The sequence below is a fragment of the Streptomyces sp. NPDC058401 genome (genome assembly GCF_042722885.1).
Taxonomy (GTDB): Bacteria; Actinomycetota; Actinomycetes; order Streptomycetales; family Streptomycetaceae; genus Streptomyces.
Genome location: NZ_JBHXKA010000001.1, coordinates 55,682 through 72,303 on the forward strand (window position 1 = coordinate 55,682; position 16,622 = coordinate 72,303).

At 72.9% G+C, this 16,622-nt stretch carries 12 protein-coding genes; 10 read left to right on the plus strand and 2 right to left on the minus strand.

Going from position 1 to position 16,622, the window contains the following annotated elements:
• Positions 1-441: 441 nt before the first annotated feature.
• The 6 genes from ACFWNV_RS00200 to ACFWNV_RS00225 all read left to right on the plus strand — a co-directional run bounded on the left by ACFWNV_RS00200 (position 442) and on the right by ACFWNV_RS00225 (position 9,586).
• Entirely contained in the window at positions 442-2,442 is a 2,001-nt protein-coding gene (locus ACFWNV_RS00200) for a glycogen debranching N-terminal domain-containing protein (RefSeq protein WP_383938001.1), read from the plus strand.
• 105 nt (positions 2,443-2,547) lie between these two features.
• Positions 2,548-3,294, plus strand: a complete 747-nt coding sequence (locus ACFWNV_RS00205; RefSeq protein ID WP_250748883.1) for an NUDIX domain-containing protein — start codon at positions 2,548-2,550, stop codon at positions 3,292-3,294.
• Positions 3,295-3,500: 206 nt separating this feature from the next.
• A complete protein-coding gene (locus tag ACFWNV_RS00210; RefSeq protein WP_383938004.1) occupies positions 3,501-5,330 on the plus strand; it encodes an ATP-binding cassette domain-containing protein in 1,830 nt (609 codons plus the stop codon).
• Between the two features lie 225 nt (positions 5,331-5,555).
• On the plus strand, positions 5,556-6,422 hold the full coding sequence (locus ACFWNV_RS00215) for a FadR/GntR family transcriptional regulator (protein WP_383938388.1): 867 nt from the start codon (positions 5,556-5,558) through the stop codon (positions 6,420-6,422).
• Between the two features lie 477 nt (positions 6,423-6,899).
• Positions 6,900-8,504 carry an RNA polymerase sigma factor gene (locus ACFWNV_RS00220; protein ID WP_383938007.1) on the plus strand — a complete coding sequence of 535 codons (1,605 nt, stop codon included), beginning with the start codon at positions 6,900-6,902 and terminating at the stop codon, positions 8,502-8,504.
• A 122-nt stretch (positions 8,505-8,626) separates the two neighbouring features.
• Positions 8,627-9,586 (plus strand): serine protease, encoded by a 960-nt coding sequence (locus tag ACFWNV_RS00225; protein ID WP_383938010.1) that lies wholly within the window; start codon positions 8,627-8,629, stop codon positions 9,584-9,586.
• Positions 9,587-9,693: 107 nt separating this feature from the next.
• On the opposite strand, the gene ACFWNV_RS00230 is transcribed toward ACFWNV_RS00225, so the two are convergent.
• The gene (locus ACFWNV_RS00230) at positions 9,694-9,930 is read right to left on the minus strand and encodes a hypothetical protein (protein WP_112449103.1); all 237 of its coding nucleotides are present in this window, start codon (positions 9,928-9,930) and stop codon (positions 9,694-9,696) included.
• A 446-nt stretch (positions 9,931-10,376) separates the two neighbouring features.
• On the opposite strand from ACFWNV_RS00230, the gene ACFWNV_RS00235 reads away from it, so the two are divergent.
• The 3 genes from ACFWNV_RS00235 to ACFWNV_RS00245 all read left to right on the plus strand — a co-directional run bounded on the left by ACFWNV_RS00235 (position 10,377) and on the right by ACFWNV_RS00245 (position 14,796).
• On the plus strand, positions 10,377-12,497 hold the full coding sequence (locus ACFWNV_RS00235) for a type IIA DNA topoisomerase subunit B (protein WP_383938013.1): 2,121 nt from the start codon (positions 10,377-10,379) through the stop codon (positions 12,495-12,497).
• A 176-nt stretch (positions 12,498-12,673) separates the two neighbouring features.
• Positions 12,674-13,207, plus strand: a complete 534-nt coding sequence (locus ACFWNV_RS00240; RefSeq protein WP_383938016.1) for a DUF485 domain-containing protein — start codon at positions 12,674-12,676, stop codon at positions 13,205-13,207.
• Complete coding sequence (locus tag ACFWNV_RS00245) at positions 13,204-14,796, plus strand: cation acetate symporter (RefSeq protein ID WP_383938018.1); 1,593 nt, start codon at positions 13,204-13,206, stop codon at positions 14,794-14,796. The genes ACFWNV_RS00240 and ACFWNV_RS00245 overlap by 4 nt, the downstream gene beginning before the upstream one ends.
• On the opposite strand, the gene ACFWNV_RS00250 is transcribed toward ACFWNV_RS00245, so the two are convergent.
• Positions 14,793-15,392 (minus strand): TetR/AcrR family transcriptional regulator, encoded by a 600-nt coding sequence (locus ACFWNV_RS00250; RefSeq protein WP_383938021.1) that lies wholly within the window; start codon positions 15,390-15,392, stop codon positions 14,793-14,795. The genes ACFWNV_RS00245 and ACFWNV_RS00250 overlap by 4 nt on opposite strands.
• Before the next feature lie 157 nt (positions 15,393-15,549).
• Here ACFWNV_RS00250 and ACFWNV_RS00255 point away from each other — a divergent pair, with 157 nt between their 5' ends.
• Positions 15,550-16,593: an NAD-dependent epimerase/dehydratase family protein gene (locus tag ACFWNV_RS00255; RefSeq protein ID WP_383938024.1), complete on the plus strand. Its 1,044-nt coding sequence runs from the start codon at positions 15,550-15,552 to the stop codon at positions 16,591-16,593.
• Positions 16,594-16,622 lie beyond the last annotated feature (29 nt).

Below are 16,622 nucleotides of genomic sequence, written 5' to 3' on the forward strand. Positions count from 1 at the left end.
GATCTCGGGCGGGTTCGGGTTCGGGTTCAGGTTCGGGTCCGCGGCCTCGGCGGAGGGGGCGGTGTGGGCCGGGGTCGGGCTGGGGGCTTCCGCGCCGCGGTCCGGGCCTGCGGATTGGGTGGAGGGGGCCGGGCCGGAGGGCTCCGCGGCCGGTTCCGCGGCCGCTTTCGCGGCCGGTTTCGCGGTGGGGGTGGAGGCGGCCGTGCGGGCCGGTTCCGGGGGCGGGGCGCGGTCTGCGGATCCGTGCTCCGGGGGTGGTTGTGGGCCGGGGCGCGTGCGGTCCTGCGGCGGCTGCCGCCGCAAAGGCCGGTGCTCCACGGGGCGCAGCCCCCGCCGGGGCCCGTGACCCGGGTGGGGGCGGGGGCGTTGCGCTGGGGGGTGGTGGGGATCCGGCCGCGCCGCCGCCCAGCCGATCCACCCGGAGCGCAGACAAGGCGACCCATGTCTCACCCCGTACCCCCTGCCCGCGTAGCCCCCGCCCTCGGCGGCCCCACCCGCGGGGCCGACCTGCCGCCCGTGCACGGCGCCGTCATCTGTGTCTCCGCGCCGTGCCTGGTCATCTCGCCGGAGCACGGCCAGCTCACGGGTCAGGGGGTCGACGGGATCTACCGGGCCGGGCTCCGGCTGCTGTCCCGCTGCGTGCTGCGCGTCGCCGGCCGGGACCCGGTCGCCGTCCAGGGGCGCAGCCTCGGCGCCGACCGGGCCTCCTTCACCGCGACCGTCCGGACCGGAGCGGAGCCCGGGCCCGACCCCGACGTCGGAGTCGAGCGCATCCGGCACGCCGACGGGACCGAGCGGATCACCCTGCGCAGCTTCACCGGCCGGCTCCTGCGGATCCCGGTGGAGGTCTCGCTCGGCACCGACCTGGCGGAGCTGGCCGACGTGGCCGCAGGCCGGGCCGGATTGGAGCTGCCCGCGGGGGTGCACGCCGCCGGGCTGCGCTGGACCAACGGCGACGCCCAGGCCGTCACCGCGGCCGAGCCGCCGCCGGACGACGCACTGGCCTCGGCGGGGCTGCTGCGCTGGCAGCTCGAACTGCGCCCCGGCGAGTCACGCACCATCGAGCTGCGGACCACCCGGGACCGGGGGGCGCGTGCCCCCGCCGGACAGGTGGCCAATCCGCTGTCCGACGACGCCCGCGCGGAGGGCGACGACCCGCGGGCCGAGGCATGGCTGCGCACGAGCGTGCAGGACCTGGGCGCCCTGCTGCTCAGGGATCCGAAGCAGCCGGCCGACGGCTACGCGGCGGCCGGAGTGCCCTGGAGGCTCGGCCTGGCCCCGGCGGAGTCCCTGTGGGCCGCCCGCATGGCGCTCCCGCTCGGCACCGGACTGGCGGCCGCGACCCTGCGCATCCTGGCCCGGACCCAGACCGGGGGCCGGGGCGCCGACGCGGGGAAGATCCCCGGGCCGCTCCGGGGGGCCGGGCCGCAGCTGCCCCCGGGGTGCACCGGGACCGAGGCGACGCTGGCCTTCCCCGCGGTGCTCGCCGAAGCCCGGCTCTGGGGGATGCCCGAGGCGGAGGTGGCCCGGCTGCTCCCCGCCGCCGAGGGGTGCCTGGAGTGGCTCCGGGGCGCCTTCGGGGAGGACGGCTTCCTGGCCGATCCCGATCCGGGACCCCGGCGCTGTGAAACCCAGGCCCACGCCCACCGCGCCCTGCTCCTCGGGGCCGACCTGCTCGCCGGGTGCGGCCGGCCCGGAGCCGAGGAGTGGCGGGACCGGGCGGCCGGGCTGCGGGAGCGGTTCGCAGCCCGCTTCTGGGTCGACGGCCCGGACGGCGGGCGGCCCGCGGCGGCCCTGCATCCCGACGGGCGGCCCCTGCCCCGGCTGACGGGGGCCGCCGCCCACCTGCTCGACACCGGGCTGCTCGGCGGCGGCCGGCTCGCGCCCGGGCTGCTCGACCGGGTCCGTACCGAGCAGCTGGCCCGGCTGCTGGGAGCCCCCGCCATGGACTCCGGGTGGGGGCTGCGCAGCATGGCGCTCCGGGAGCCGGGGCACAACCCGTTCGGGTACCGCTCGGGCGCGGTGCGGCCGTACGAGAGCGCGGTCGCCATGGCCGGCCTGGCCCGGGCGGGCTTCGAGAAGGAGGCCACCGGGCTGCTCAGGGGCCTGCTGGACGCGGCGGAGGTCTTCGGGTACCGCCTCCCGGAGATGTACGCGGCCGAGCAGCGCACCGCGGGCAGCGCTCCGCTTCCGCATCCGGCGGCCTGCCGTCCGGCGGCGGTCGCGGCGGCCGCGGGGATCCACGTACTGACCGCCCTGGCCGGTATCCGCCCGGACGCCCCCGCCGGCACGGTCGCCCTCGTACCGCTCCCCGGTGCTCCGCTCGGCGGGCTCCGCCTGTCCGGGCTGCGGGTTTCGGGGGAGCCCTTCGCCGTCCGGATCAGCCGGCTGGGCCTGGGCATGGTGGAGGAGGCCGCCGATGCGCTTCAACTGGGCGGGTAGGCGGCGCCCTGCCGATCGGGCCGGAGCGGGCCGGAGCGTCCGGTTCCCGGGTCCTAAGATCCGCAAAGCTCTGTTTATCGTCAGGCAGACGACTATGATCGCGGCATGTCGCCCTACGACCCGTCGGCCTTTCCGCCCTTCGCCGTCACCGTCGACCTGGTCGTGCTCACCGTGCGGCGCCATGCGCTCTGCGCGCTGGTCATCCGACGGGGTGAGCAGCCGTTCCAGGGACGCTGGGCACTGCCCGGCGGCTTCGTGCGCGGGGACGAGGACCTGTCGGCGGCCGCCGCCCGCGAGCTGTCCGAGGAGACCGGCCTCTGCGCCCACGACCCGGCCGCTCCGGACGTGGGCAACGGCGCACACCTCGAACAGCTGGCGACCTACGGCGATCCGAAGAGGGATCCGCGCATGCGCGTGGTCAGCGTCGCGCATCTGGTGCTGGCTCCGGACCTGCCCGCCCCCCGGGCCGGCGGCGATGCCAACAGCGCGCGCTGGGCCCCCGTCGACGAGCTCCTGTCGACCGACGGCCAGACCGGCGCCGGACTCGCCTTCGACCACGAGCAGATCCTCGCCGACGGGGTCGAGCGGGCCCGCTCGAAGATCGAGTACTCCTCGCTGGCCACCGCCTTCTGCCCGCCCGAGTTCACCGTCGGCGAGCTGCGCCGGGTCTACGAAGCGGTCTGGGGGGTCGCCCTCGACCCCCGCAACTTCCACCGCAAGGTCACCGGCACCCCGGGGTTCCTGGTGCCCGCCGGGGGTACGACGACACGTCAGGGCGGCCGCCCCGCCCAGCTGTTCCGGGCCGGCGGGGCCACCCTGCTCAACCCGCCGATGCTGCGCCCGGAAGTCTGACGCACGGGCGCCCCGCACCACCTCCGGGGCGCCACCCGGGCCGGAGGCCCGGCCGGGATCCGGGCGGGCGCGGCCGTGGGGCACGGCTCCGGCGCCGACACGGGTGAGATGCGCGGCGACCTGCGCCGTAAATCGGACATATCGCGTTATCTTGTTAGCGGAATTCACCCTGCCGCAGAGCGGTCTCACCCCCCGCGAGAGAAGCGATGCTCCAGGCCATCGGACTCACCAGCACCCCCCGCCGAAACCAGCCGCCCCTCGTGGACGACCTCACCTTCGAGGCCCGCCCCGGGAGCGTGACCGCACTGCTTGGCGAACCCGGCTCGGGCAAAACCACCGCGCTGCGGCTCATGCTCGAACTCGAACCGGGCCGCGGAGTCACCTACTTCCGAGGGCGCCCCCTGCACCGGATCCCGCATCCGGGCCGCGAGGTCGGCGTGCTCCTCGGCGACCTCCCCGGCAACCCCTCGCGCACCGTGCGCGGCCAGTTGCGGATGCTCTGCGCCGCCGCCGGCGTGCCGGCCGCGCGGGCCGACGCCATGCTGGAGGTCGTCGGCGTCGCGGGACTGCGCGACCAGCGGCTCGGCTCGCTCTCGCTCGGCATGGAGCGCAGGGTCGCACTGGCCGCCGCACTGCTCTCCGACCCCTGCACGCTCCTCCTCGACGAGCCCGCCGCCGGGCTCTCGCCCCGTGAACGGAGCTGGCTGCACGGGCTGCTGCGCGGCCACGCCTCCCTCGGCGGCGCGGTGCTCTTCACCACCGACGACGCGAAGGAGGCCGCCCGCAGCGCGGACCGGGTCGTGAGCATCGAGGCGGGCCGGCTCGTCGCCGACCAGGACGCCGCCGAGTTCGCCCGCACGCGGCTGCGGCCCCGCGTCGCCGTACGTACCCCGCACGCGGCCCGGCTGGCCGACGTACTGGGCCGGGAGGCGCGGGCCGCCCAGCGCACGGTGGAGATCGTGGAGGAGAGCGGCAGCCGGCTGTCCGTCTACGGCAGCAACTGCGCGGAGGTCGGCGAGGCCGCCTTCCGGCACGGCGTGCTCGTCCACCAACTCGCCGACGAGACCGGCGACGCGGGAGCGCAGCCGGCCCTGCCGCGCGCCCGGGACCGCGCCGGATCCGGGGCCGCGGCCCCGGCCACGGCCGCCGACGGAACGTCTGCCGCGTCCGGAGCGGGCGGCGGCGACCGGCACCGCTCCGCGCGCTCCGCCCGCTCGTCCCGCTCGTCCCGTTCGGGCGGGCCCGCCTCGGCCGTGCGCCGGCTCGGCGGCCCGCTGCGGCCCCTGCGCTACGAGCTGCACCGGACCTTCGGCACCGCCACCCCCGTGCTCACCGCCGCCTTCGTCGTCGCCGTATCCGTCGTCACCGCGCTGGTGCTGGCCCGGGTCGGCCACACCCCGCAGAACCGTTTGCTGGCCGCCTGGCCGGAGTTGCTCCCGCTGCCGCCCGCCGCGCTCGGGGCCGGACTGCTCGGAGCCCTGGCCTTCGGCGAGGAGTACCGCTACCCCGCGCTCGCCGCCGACCGCGGCACCGTCCCGCGCCGACTCGGGCTGCTCACGGCGAAACTCGGCGTCAGCGCCGCCCTGGCGCTGCTGCTCGGCGCCCTCGCGGTGACCGCCGACGCCGCCGCCCTGACCCTGGTGTTCGGCAGCGGGCCGCTCCGTACGCCCGCGGAATGGGTCTCCCCGGGTGCGAGTTGGGCAGGGCTGCTCATCGGCTGCGCCTGGTCCGGGGTCCTGGCCTCGGGCGCCTTCCGGTCCGCCTCCGCAGGCCTGGCCGCGGTGCTCGCCGTACCGGTCATGGTCGTACCGCTCGTGCGCAAGGCCCTGGACGGCCCGTCCGCGTACCCGGTCACCGGACTCGCGGAGCGGCTGCGCGGCCTGGCCTGGGCGCAGTGGCCGCCGGAGGCGGACCGCGTGGTCCTCGGGGCGATCCGGGTCATGGCCCAACCGGTCGGCACCGCGCTGGTGTTGTCGCTGATGGTCCTGTTGTGCGCCTATGGGTTCACAGGACTGCGAGGCCGCGTCCGTTTGTGAGGGATCGTTGGTGATCGTTCCGGTGCCGGTCCGGACCCAACGGGACCGTTGTGGTCCACATCAGACCCGGCGGACCGCAACTCCCCGCAAAAGGCCCGGTTCTTTATGATAAGTCGTCAATTGCGTAGGTGGCACCGATCACCCTTTCGTGTGCTTTTCACCAAAGACCTCAAGGGTCGCGGAGACACGGCCGACAAAGGATTCGTGAGTACCCTTGCGCACACCATGATGACCGCCGCCCGCCATGCCGATTCCGGCCTCGCCGGCGCGGGTGAACTCGACCGCTACCCCTACCCGGAGGCCTCGGGGGCCGACCGGGTGGGAGTGCCCCACTGGGACGGATCCGACATCGAGTTGAGCCGGGTCGGCCGCCGCGCCGCAGGCAGCCGCGGCCGCGGACTGCACGGCCAACTCGTCCAGCAGCTCGGCCAGATGATCGTTTCCGGTGACCTCGGCGCGGACCGCCCGCTGGTTCCCGAGGAGATCGGCCAGCGTTTCGAGGTCTCCCGCACCGTCGTCCGCGAATCCCTGCGCGTCCTCGAGGCCAAGGGCCTCGTCAGCGCCCGCCCCAACGTCGGCACCCGGGTCCGCCCGGTCGCCGACTGGAACCTGCTCGACCCCGACATCATCGAGTGGCGTGCCTTCGGCCCGCAGCGCGACGACCAGCGCCGCGAGCTGGGCGAGCTGCGCTGGACCATCGAACCGCTCGCCGCCCGCCTCGCCGCCGGCCACGGCCGTCCGGAGATCCAGCAGCGCCTCGTCGACATGGTCGAGATCATGGGACACGCCCTCGGGCAGGGCGATTCGATCACCTTCGCGCGTGCGGACCACGAGTTCCACGCCCTGCTCATCCAGGTCGCGGCCAACCGCATGCTGGAGCACCTCTCCGGCATCGTCTCCTCCGCCCTCCAGGTGTCAGGCAGTCCCATCACCGCCTGCGACCGCCCCAGCGAGACCTGCGTGGCGCACCACGCGCGCATGGTCGAGTGCCTCGCCGCCGGCGACGCGGTGGGCGCGGAGAACGCCATGCGCCAGCTCCTGACGGTGCATCCGGAGGTCGAGCGCGTGGTCCCGGCCCCGCGCGAGCACTGACGGGCAGCAGCGCGAGGGCGCGGGCGCACCGGTGGGCTGCCGGTCCCGGGCGGCAGGCCCGGACGGGGTCCGGGCAGGGCCCGGCGGCAGCGGAGTCCGGCTCCCCGCCGGGGTTCTGAGCGCCCCGGCCGGTTGCCGGCTCCGGTCCGCGGCCGTCGGGACGCCGATTCCGGGGAGCCGTCCGGCCCGCGAAACGGGGCGTGTTCGGGCAGACCGGACGTGCAGAAATCACGGTATGACCGGCATGGCATCAAACGTGGTGTGACTCGGGCCACGAAGATTGGGCGTAACGCTCCGCGAGGTCACGCGATGACCTAAGAGGTGATGGCCGACGGAGGGAAGACAGCAGCCCTTGGGGATGCTGTGCAGCTCCCCGGCCCCTGCCCGCGCCCCCGGCCCATCCCCAGTCGGTGGTCGTCGGCTCCGGTCCAGCACCACCAGGCCGGGGTCGGAAGCCGTTTCCATCGTTCCGAGAGGTTGTTCGTGTCGGCCAGCACATCCCGTACGCTCCCGCCGGAGATCGCCGATTCCGAGTCTGTGATGGCGCTCATCGAGCGGGGCAAGGCCGAGGGGCAGATCGCCGGCGATGACGTGCGTCGGGCCTTCGAGGCTGACCAGATTCCTGCGACCCAGTGGAAGAATGTTCTGCGCAGCCTCAACCAGATCCTCGAGGAAGAGGGTGTGACGCTGATGGTCAGTGCCGCGGAGTCGCCCAAGCGCACCACCCGCAAGAGCGTCGCAGCGAAGAGCCCCGTCAAGCGGACGGCCACCGAGCCCGTCGCCAAGAAGGCGGCGGCCGGGACGTCGGCCGCGGCCGCACCGGACGCGGTGGCCGGGGCGGCGGAAACGAATCCCGTCGAGTCCGGCGCCGACAGCGGCGCCGAGGCCCTCGCGGAGGGGACCGTGACCGAGCCCGCCGCCAAGAAGACGGCGGCGAAGAAGACGGCCGCGAAGAAGGCCGCGCCCGCCAAGAAGGCCGCGGCGAAGAAGACGGCGGCGAAGAAGACCGCCGCCAAGAAGGACGCCGACGACGCGGGCGACGAGGAGTCCGGGGAAGACGGTCCCGCCGCCAAGGCCGAGTCCGAGGACGAGGAGGAAGGCGCCGAGAGCAAGGGCTTCGTCATCTCGGACGACGAGGACGACGCCCCGGCCCAGCAGGTCGCCGTGGCCGGCGCCACCGCCGACCCCGTCAAGGACTACCTCAAGCAGATCGGCAAGGTCCCCCTCCTCAACGCCGAGCAGGAGGTCGAGCTCGCCAAGCGCATCGAGGCCGGGCTCTTCGGCGAGGACAAGCTCGCCAACTCCGACAAGCTGGCGCCCAAGCTCAAGCGCGAGCTGGAGATCATCGCCGAGGACGGCCGCCGGGCCAAGAACCACCTGCTGGAGGCCAACCTCCGCCTCGTGGTCTCCCTCGCCAAGCGCTACACCGGCCGCGGCATGCTCTTCCTGGACCTGATCCAGGAGGGCAACCTGGGTCTGATCCGTGCCGTGGAGAAGTTCGACTACACCAAGGGCTACAAGTTCTCCACGTACGCCACCTGGTGGATCCGGCAGGCGATCACCCGCGCCATGGCCGACCAGGCCCGCACCATCCGCATCCCGGTGCACATGGTCGAGGTCATCAACAAGCTGGCCCGAGTCCAGCGCCAGATGCTCCAGGACCTGGGCCGCGAGCCCACTCCGGAGGAGCTGGCCAAGGAACTCGACATGACCCCCGAGAAGGTCATCGAGGTCCAGAAGTACGGCCGCGAGCCGATCTCGCTCCACACCCCGCTCGGTGAGGACGGCGACAGCGAGTTCGGCGACCTGATCGAGGACTCCGAAGCGGTCGTACCGGCCGACGCCGTGAGCTTCACGCTCCTGCAGGAGCAGCTGCACTCGGTCCTCGACACGCTGAGCGAGCGCGAGGCCGGGGTGGTCTCGATGCGCTTCGGCCTCACGGACGGCCAGCCCAAGACCCTCGACGAGATCGGCAAGGTCTACGGGGTCACCCGTGAGCGCATCCGCCAGATCGAGTCGAAGACCATGTCGAAGCTGCGCCACCCGTCCCGGTCCCAGGTGCTGCGCGACTACCTCGACTGATTCGGGCCGACGGGGCGGCGAGGGGTTCGCCGCAGGTCGTCGCCGGTGGCCGCGCGGGTGCGCACGGCCACCGGGCGTCCCACTCTGAGTGGAGTCATGCACACTCGGAGTCAGGAGGCCTCATGCGTCGTCCCTTTGCCCGTGTCCTGGCGGGAGCGCTGACCCTGGCGGCGGGAGCGGCGGCGGCGCCGCTCTTCCAGGCGCCGCGAGCGGCCGCGGACAGCGTGGTGATCGGCGGAACGCCGGTGAAGGTGGCCGATGCCCCGTGGGTCGTGGCCCTTGCGAGCCGTGACCGGTTCGGGGGTACGCGCGGCGGCCAGTTCTGCGGGGGGGTCCTCGTCACCCCGACCAAGGTGGTGACCGCGGCCCACTGCCTGGGGCGCCAGGTGCTGGGAGGCCCGGTCGAATCGGTCCGCGACTTCCGGGTGATCACCGGGCGTACGGAGCTGCGCGCCGGCGAGGGCCGGGAGATCGCGGTGCGGTCCGCCCGGGTGAACCCGGCCTACGACCCGGGCAGCAATGCCGGGGACCTGGCGGTGCTGGAGCTGGCCGAAGCCGTGGCCGCGCAGAACGTGCTGCCGATGGCCGGCTCCGGGCATCCGGCCTACGGGGCCGGCACCGAGGCGGCCGTGTACGGCTGGGGAGACACCAGCGGCTTCGGCGACTACGCCTACGCGCTGCGGGCCGCCAGGGTGACGGTGCTGGCGGACGAGGTGTGCGGGCGGGCCTACCCGGGGGACGCCGACGGTCAGTACCGGGCCGACTCCATGGTGTGCGCGGGGGACCGCGAGGGCGGCAAGGACGCCTGCCAGGGGGACAGCGGCGGCCCCCTGGTGGCCCAGGGCCGGCTGATCGGGCTGGTGTCGTGGGGGCGCGGCTGCGGGCGGGCGGACAGCCCCGGGGTGTACACGCGGATCGCACCGCTGATCGGTTTCGTCGCCGACTCCGCCAGCGGCCCGGAGGCGGCCCGCGGGGAGCTGGGCCGTCCTGGTGCCCACGGAGCGCTGGGAGTGGGCGTACGCCCCGCTCAGGGGCCCGGGAGGGGCCTCGCGGCAGGGGACCGGCCGGCGCCGCGGCGCTGAACCCCGTCCGGACATGAGGACGGGCGGTCCCTCTGGGTCGCAGAGGTACCGCCCGTCGACCGGCTACGCCGGTCCTGGCTCGTCGGATGCGAGGTGTAGGCCTTGTGTCAGCGGTCCTCGGGTTCGGCAGCACTGGCTGCCGGAGCGGACGTAAGCCGCTCGGTCTCATCCTGTATTTCCGCGGCGATCTTCTTGAGTTCCGGCTCGAACTTGCGTCCGTGGTGGGCGCAGAAGAGCAGTTCACCGCCGCTCAGCAGGACGACGCGCAGATATGCCTGGGCGCCGCAACGGTCGCATCGGTCAGCGGCCGTCAGCGGGGTCGCGGGTGTCAGAACAGTAGTCACGTCGCCTCTTCTCTAGCTCGACGAGCTGTCGTACCAGGGTCAACATCCAACCAGGCCGAAAACGTTCCCGCTCGCGGCTTTTCCTCGAAACTTCCTTCCGAAGCTGGCCGGCCGTTGCCGGTTGGCGGCGAAGGAGCCGTATTGCGTTGCTTTACGGTTTCGCGTTGTCAGGTCGTTCGCTTGTCGCAGTTCTGCCCTCTCCGGCTGAGTGCCGGTTGTTGATGAGGACGTGCCCGAACACTAAATGGTTCATGCGCGGAAGGGAACGTGATGTTTGCTTCACCCTCACGGGGGATCGAACATGCGTGCGGACCTGCACTAGGCTGGTGAAGGGGCTGGGATGGCGTTGCATCGGCTCTACCAGGCCTCGGTACCCTTCCAACGGCAACCGAGCCACCACTGCGCCCGACCGGGCCAGAAAAGAAATTCAGCGAGGAGCGAACTGCGTGACCGCCGACACGTCCGTGCCTTCCAGCGCACTGCTGACCGGAGCAGACCGGGACGGCTCCAACTACACCGCGCGGCACCTGCTCGTCCTCGAGGGCCTCGAGGCCGTCCGCAAGCGCCCCGGCATGTATATCGGCTCCACCGACAGCCGGGGCCTCATGCACTGCCTCTGGGAGATCATCGACAATTCCGTCGATGAGGCCCTGGGCGGGTACTGCGACCACATCGAGGTGATCCTCCACGAGGACTCCTCCGTGGAGGTCCGCGACAACGGCCGCGGCATCCCCGTGGACGTCGAGCCCAAGACCGGCCTCTCCGGGGTCGAGGTCGTCATGACCAAGCTGCACGCCGGCGGCAAGTTCGGCGGCGGGTCGTACGCGGCCTCCGGCGGCCTGCACGGCGTCGGCGCCTCCGTCGTCAACGCCCTCTCGGCGCGTCTGGACGTGGAGGTCGACCGGGGCAGCGCGACGCAGGCCATCAGCTTCCGCCGCGGCGTCCCCGGCATGTTCACCGAGCAGGGCCCCGACAGCCCCTTCGACCCCGCCAACGGTCTGCGCAAGGGCAAGCGGATCGCCAAGGGCAAGACGGGCACCCGCATCCGCTACTGGGCCGACCGGCAGATCTTCCTCAAGGACGCCAAGCTCACGCTGGACACGCTCTACCAGCGCGCCCGCCAGACGGCCTTCCTCGTACCCGGCCTGACCATCGTGGTCCGCGACGAGCGGGGCCTGGAAGGCGCCGGCAAGACCGAGGAGACCTTCCGCTTCGACGGGGGCATCAGCGAGTTCTGCGAGTACCTCGCCCAGGACAAGGCGGCCTGCGACATCCTGCGCCTCACCGGCACCGGCATCTTCAAGGAGACCGTCCCGGTCCTCGACGACCGCGGCCACATGACCCCCACCGAGGTCACCCGCGAGCTCGGCGTCGACATCGCCCTGCGCTGGGGCACGGGGTACGAGACGAACGTGAAGTCGTTCGTGAACATCATCGCCACCCCCAAGGGCGGCACCCACATCTCCGGCTTCGAGCGCTCGGTCACCAAGACCGTGAACGAGGTGCTGCGCTCCGCGAAGCTGCTGCGCGTCGCCGAGGACGACGTGGTCAAGGACGACGCGATGGAGGGCATGACGGCGGTCGTCACCGTCCGCCTCGCCGAGCCGCAGTTCGAGGGGCAGACCAAGGAGGTGCTCGGCACCTCGGCGGCCACCCGGATCGTCGCGGCCGTCGTCGCCAAGGAGCTCAAGGCCTTCCTGACCTCCACCAAGCGGGACGACAAGCAGCAGGCCCGCTCCGTCATGGAGAAGATCGTCGCGGCCGCCCGGACCCGGATCGCGGCCCGCCAGCACAAGGAGGCGCAGCGCCGCAAGACCGCGCTGGAGTCCTCCTCGCTGCCCGCCAAGCTGGCCGACTGCCGCAGCGACGACGTGGAGCGCAGCGAGCTCTTCATCGTCGAGGGCGACTCGGCGCTCGGTACGGCCAAGCTCGCCCGGAATTCGGAATTCCAGGCGCTGCTGCCCATCCGGGGCAAGATCCTCAACGTCCAGAAGTCCTCGGTCTCGGACATGCTCAAGAACGCCGAGTGCGGGGCGATCATCCAGGTCATAGGAGCCGGTTCGGGCCGGACCTTCGACATCGACGCCGCCCGCTACGGGAAGATCGTCCTGCTCGTGGACGCCGATGTGGACGGCGCGCACATCCGCTGCCTGCTGCTCACGCTCTTCCAGCGCTACATGCGCCCGATGGTCGAGGCGGGCCGGGTCTTCGCCGCGGTGCCGCCGCTGCACCGGATCGAGCTCGTCCAGCCGAAGAAGGGCCAGGACAAATACGTCTACACGTACTCGGACAACGAGCTGCGCCAGACCCTCCTGGAGTACCAGCGCAAGAACGTCCGGTACAAGGACTCGATCCAGCGCTACAAGGGCCTCGGCGAGATGGATGCCGACCAGCTGGCGGAGACCACCATGGATCCCCGGTTCCGCACCCTGCGCCGGATCAACATCGGCGACCTGGACTCGGCCGAGTCGGTCTTCGACCTGCTCATGGGCAACGAGGTGGCTCCGCGCAAGGAGTTCATCACCAGCTCCGCCGCCACCCTCGACCGTTCGCGGATCGACGCCTGACCGGACCGGGGGCCGCCGGGGGATCCCCGGTGGCACTTCCGTGGCACTGGCACACCCGTGCTCTTCACTCCATCACCTGATGGAGTGAAGAGCACCGGGACACCAGTCCGGAAACCGTTTCTCCCGCACATCCTTGTGGGCACGCGGCCACTGCGGCGGCGGACAAGGAGAGTTCGGTGGACAAGCACGAAGGTCGTGATGCCGGAACGATCCGGCTGGACGACCCCTGGTACGACGCACTGGCCGTCGGTTGGGGCGAGGGCGAGAGTGCCGGCGCAGGCGAGGGATCGGGCGGAGCGGAAACGTCACCGCCGAGTTCCTCCCCGGGCGGCGCGCCCGCGCGAGCGGCGTCCGACATCTACCTCGAAGTGCAGCGCAGCGCCGCCTTCCAGGAGGTGCGCGGCCGCTACCGGAGGTTCGTCGTCCCCGCCACCGTCGGCTTCTTCCTCTGGTACGTCGCCTACGTGATCGCCGCCACCACGGCGCCCGGCATGATGGCCCGGCCCGTGTTCGGGTCCGTCAACGTGGCCCTCCTCGCGGGCCTCGGCCAGTTCCTCAGCACCTTCGTCCTGACCTGGGCCTACGCCCGCCACGCCCGGCTGCGGCGCGACCGCGCGGCGCTGGACCTGCGCTGGACGGTCTTCGAGCAGGAGCAGGTCCGCCGGGCGGACGCCGGGGAGCGCACCCGGGGACGGGGGGCGGGCCGGTGACCACCGAGCACCAGACACTCGCGCTGCTCCTGTTCAGCGTCTTCATCGCCGTCACCCTGGGCATCACCACCTGGGTGAGCCGCAACCGGCACGGTTCGGCGGAGGAGTTCTACGCGGGCGGGCGGCTGTTCTCCCCGATGGAGAACGGTTTCGCCATCGCCGGCGACTACATGTCAGCCGCCTCCTTCCTCGGCATCTCCGGGCTCATCGCCCTCTTCGGCTACGACGGCCTGCTGTATTCGGTGGGCTTCCTCGTCGCCTGGCTGGTGGTCCTGTTCCTCGTCGCCGAACTCGTCCGCAACTGCGGCCGGTTCACCCTCGCCGACGTGGTCGTCGCCCGCATGAAGGAGCGGCCGGTGCGGATCGCCGCCGGGACCTCCTCGGTGGTCGTCTCCGTGCTGTACCTCGTCGCGCAGATGGTCGGCGCCGGCAGCCTCGTGGGCCTGCTGCTCTCCGATTCCGGCCGGGCCGCACGGACGCTGACCGTCATCGGGGTCGGTGCGCTCATGGTGATCTACGTGTCCTTCGGCGGCATGCGGGCCACCACCTGGATCCAGATCGTCAAGGCCGTACTGCTGATGGGCGGGGCGATCACCCTGACCGTGCTCGTACTGCTGCGCTTCCACGGGAATTTCGACCAGCTGCTCAGCAGCGCCGCCGAGCGCAGCGGGTACGGCGACCGCTTCCTGGGCCCCGGGCTCAAGTACGGCGGCGACTGGACGGCCCGCTTCGATTTCATGAGCCTCGGGCTCGCCCTGGTCCTGGGGACGGCCGGGCTGCCGCACATCCTGTCCCGCTTCTACACCGTGCCCACGGCGCGGGCGGCCCGCCGGTCGGTGGTGTGGGCGATCGGGCTGATCGGCGGCTTCTACCTGATGACCATCGTGCTCGGCTTCGGCGCGGCGGCCCTGCTCGGACCGGAGGAGGTCCGGGCCTCCAACGCCTCGGGGAACACCGCGGTTCCGCTGCTCGCGGCCTTCCTGGGCGGCGGGGCCGACTCGACCGGCGGCGCGGTGCTGTTCGCCTTCGTGGCGGCCATCGCCTTCGCGACCATCCTCGCGGTGGTCGCGGGGATCACCCTCGCCTCGTCGGCCTCCGTCGCCCACGACCTGTATGCCTCGCTCAAGCGCCGTCACGCCCGGCAGCGCAGCGAGGTGGCGGTGGCCCGGGTGGCGGCCGTCGGGATCGGGGCGGTGGCGATCGCGCTGGGTCTGCTCGCCCAGGACCTGAACGTGGCCTTCCTGGTGGGTCTGGCCTTCGCGGTGGCGGCCTCGGCGAACCTGCCGGTGCTCCTGTACTCGCTGTTCTGGCGCGGGTTCACCACGCGGGGCGCCGTCTGGTCGGTGTACGGGGGACTGCTCCCGGCCGTGCTGCTGGTGGCCCTGTCCCCGGTGGTCTCGGGCAGCCCCGAATCCCTGTTCCCGGGCGTGGACTTCCAGTACTTCCCGCTCCAGAACCCGGGCATCGTGTCCATCCCGCTGGGCTTCCTGGCGGGCTGGCTGGGCACCGTGACCTCGGCGGAGGAGCCGGACGAGCGGCGGCACGCCGAAACCGAGGTCCGTGCGCTGACGGGCGCCGGGGCGGTCTAGGACCTTTCGCCGGAGTCCCGCCCGCGCGGTGCGCCGTGCCGCAGGCCGTCGATCACGAGGTCGATCAGGCGGCCGGCGCGTGCCTCGCCCTCGGGGCCCGGGCCCACGCGCCAGAGGAAGCCGAGCATGAGCAGGAGGTCGTCGGGGTCCGCGTCCGCGCGGACGACCCCGGCGGCCTTCGCCGCGTCGAGGAGGGTGATGACGGCGCCGATGACGAGGCGGTAGTTCTCGCCCGCGAGCCGTTCGTCGGTCAGGGCGTGGAGCACGTCGGTGAGGCCGTGCTTGATCCGGCCGTAGTGGGCGAGGCGGTCGAGCCAGAGCCTGAGCGCCTCCAGGGGCGGATGGTCCTCCAGGAGTGCGGGGGCGTACGCGGCGAGTTGCTCGACCTCGTGCAGGTACACGGCCACGATCAGGTCTTCCCGGGTGGGGAAGTGCCGGTAGAGCGTGCCCGGGCCCACGCCGGCGGCCTTGGCGATGGCGTTCGTCGAGGTGTCGGGGGTCGCGGTGAGCATCTCCCGGGCGACGTCGATGATCCGGGCACGGTTGCGGAGTGCGTCGGTCCGTCGGGCCGGAACCCGTTCGCCGCCGGTGGTCATGTGTGTGGCTCCTCCGTGTGCGGGAGCTCGTGCCCCGCGCTCCCGTTTGCGTACCGGAGAGGTCTCCGTTACGTTGGAAGGGCGTACCGGAGAGGTCTCCGGACCAGTAGAGCACACCTGGGGCACTCCCTGCCCGACGGGTGAGGAGGAGTGCGACATGACCGCAACGGTGCTGGTGACCGGGGGTACGGGATACGTGGCCGGCTGGTGCGTCACCCGGCTGCTGGAACAGGGCTACCAGGTACGGACCACCGTGCGCGGGCCCGGCCGCGAGGACGCCGTCCGGGCGGCCGCCGCCGCGGGCCTCGGCGCCGACGGTTACGAAGCCGCCCGGGACCGGCTCGGATTCGCCGTCGCCGACCTCACCTCGGACGCCGGCTGGGACCGTGCGGTGGAGGGCTGCGGCTACGTGCTGCACGTGGCCTCCCCGCTCGGGGGCGACGCCCCCAAGGATCCGGACGCGCTGATCGGACCGGCCCGCGACGGCGCCCTGCGCGTCCTTCGCGCCGCCGTGGACGCCGGGGTCGAACGCGTGGTCATGACCTCGGCCTGCGCCGCCGCCAGCCCGCCGCTGGGCGCACCGGACAGCGTCAGCGACGAGACCCGCTGGACGGACACCGCCGATCCGACCCTGACCGCCTACCGGAAGTCCAAGGCCGTCGCCGAGCAGGCCGCCTGGCAGTTCATGCGCGAGCGGGACGCCGAACGGCGACTGGTCACCGTGCTGCCCGGAGCGGTCTTCGGGCCGCTCCTGCACCACTCCCAGCGCGGCTCGGCGCAGATCGTGGAACGCCTGCTCGGCGGCATGCCGGGAACGGCCCGGATCGGCTTCGAGGTCGTGGACGTCCGGGACCTCGCCGACCTCCACGTACGCGCCATGACCGCCCCGGAGGCGGCCGGGCAGCGGTTCATCGGCGCGGGCGAGTTCCTGTGGATGTCCGAGCTGGCCGACGTCCTGCGCGACCGGCTCGGCGTCGCGGCCGCCAAGGTGCCCACCCGGACGCTGCCCGACACGGCCGTACGCCTCCTCGCGCGGGTCACGCCGGGCCTGCGGGCCCTGACCCCCTACCTGGGACGCAAGCACCTGCACGTCCCGGACAAGGCCGAACGCGTGCTGGGCTGGCGCACCAGGCCCGCCGCCGACACCCTCGCCGACTGCGCCCGCAGCCTCGCGGAGCACCCGCTGCCGGTCGCGGGCTGACCGACCGGCGCCCACGGCCGCCCGGGCGG

What these genes read in the sequence shown, in the direction of transcription:
- ACFWNV_RS00225 (WP_383938010.1), top strand. Translation starts at nt 8,627, where the DNA reads ATGCGTCGTCCCTTTGCCCGTGTCCTGGCGGGAGCGCTGACCCTGGCG.
- ACFWNV_RS00255 (WP_383938024.1), top strand. Translation starts at nt 15,550, where the DNA reads ATGACCGCAACGGTGCTGGTGACCGGGGGTACGGGATACGTGGCCGGC.
- ACFWNV_RS00215 (WP_383938388.1), top strand. Translation starts at nt 5,556, where the DNA reads ATGATGACCGCCGCCCGCCATGCCGATTCCGGCCTCGCCGGCGCGGGT.
- ACFWNV_RS00210 (WP_383938004.1), top strand. Translation starts at nt 3,501, where the DNA reads ATGCTCCAGGCCATCGGACTCACCAGCACCCCCCGCCGAAACCAGCCG.
- ACFWNV_RS00250 (WP_383938021.1), bottom strand. Translation starts at nt 15,392, where the DNA reads ATGACCACCGGCGGCGAACGGGTTCCGGCCCGACGGACCGACGCACTC.
- ACFWNV_RS00200 (WP_383938001.1), top strand. Translation starts at nt 442, where the DNA reads ATGTCTCACCCCGTACCCCCTGCCCGCGTAGCCCCCGCCCTCGGCGGC.
- ACFWNV_RS00205 (WP_250748883.1), top strand. Translation starts at nt 2,548, where the DNA reads ATGTCGCCCTACGACCCGTCGGCCTTTCCGCCCTTCGCCGTCACCGTC.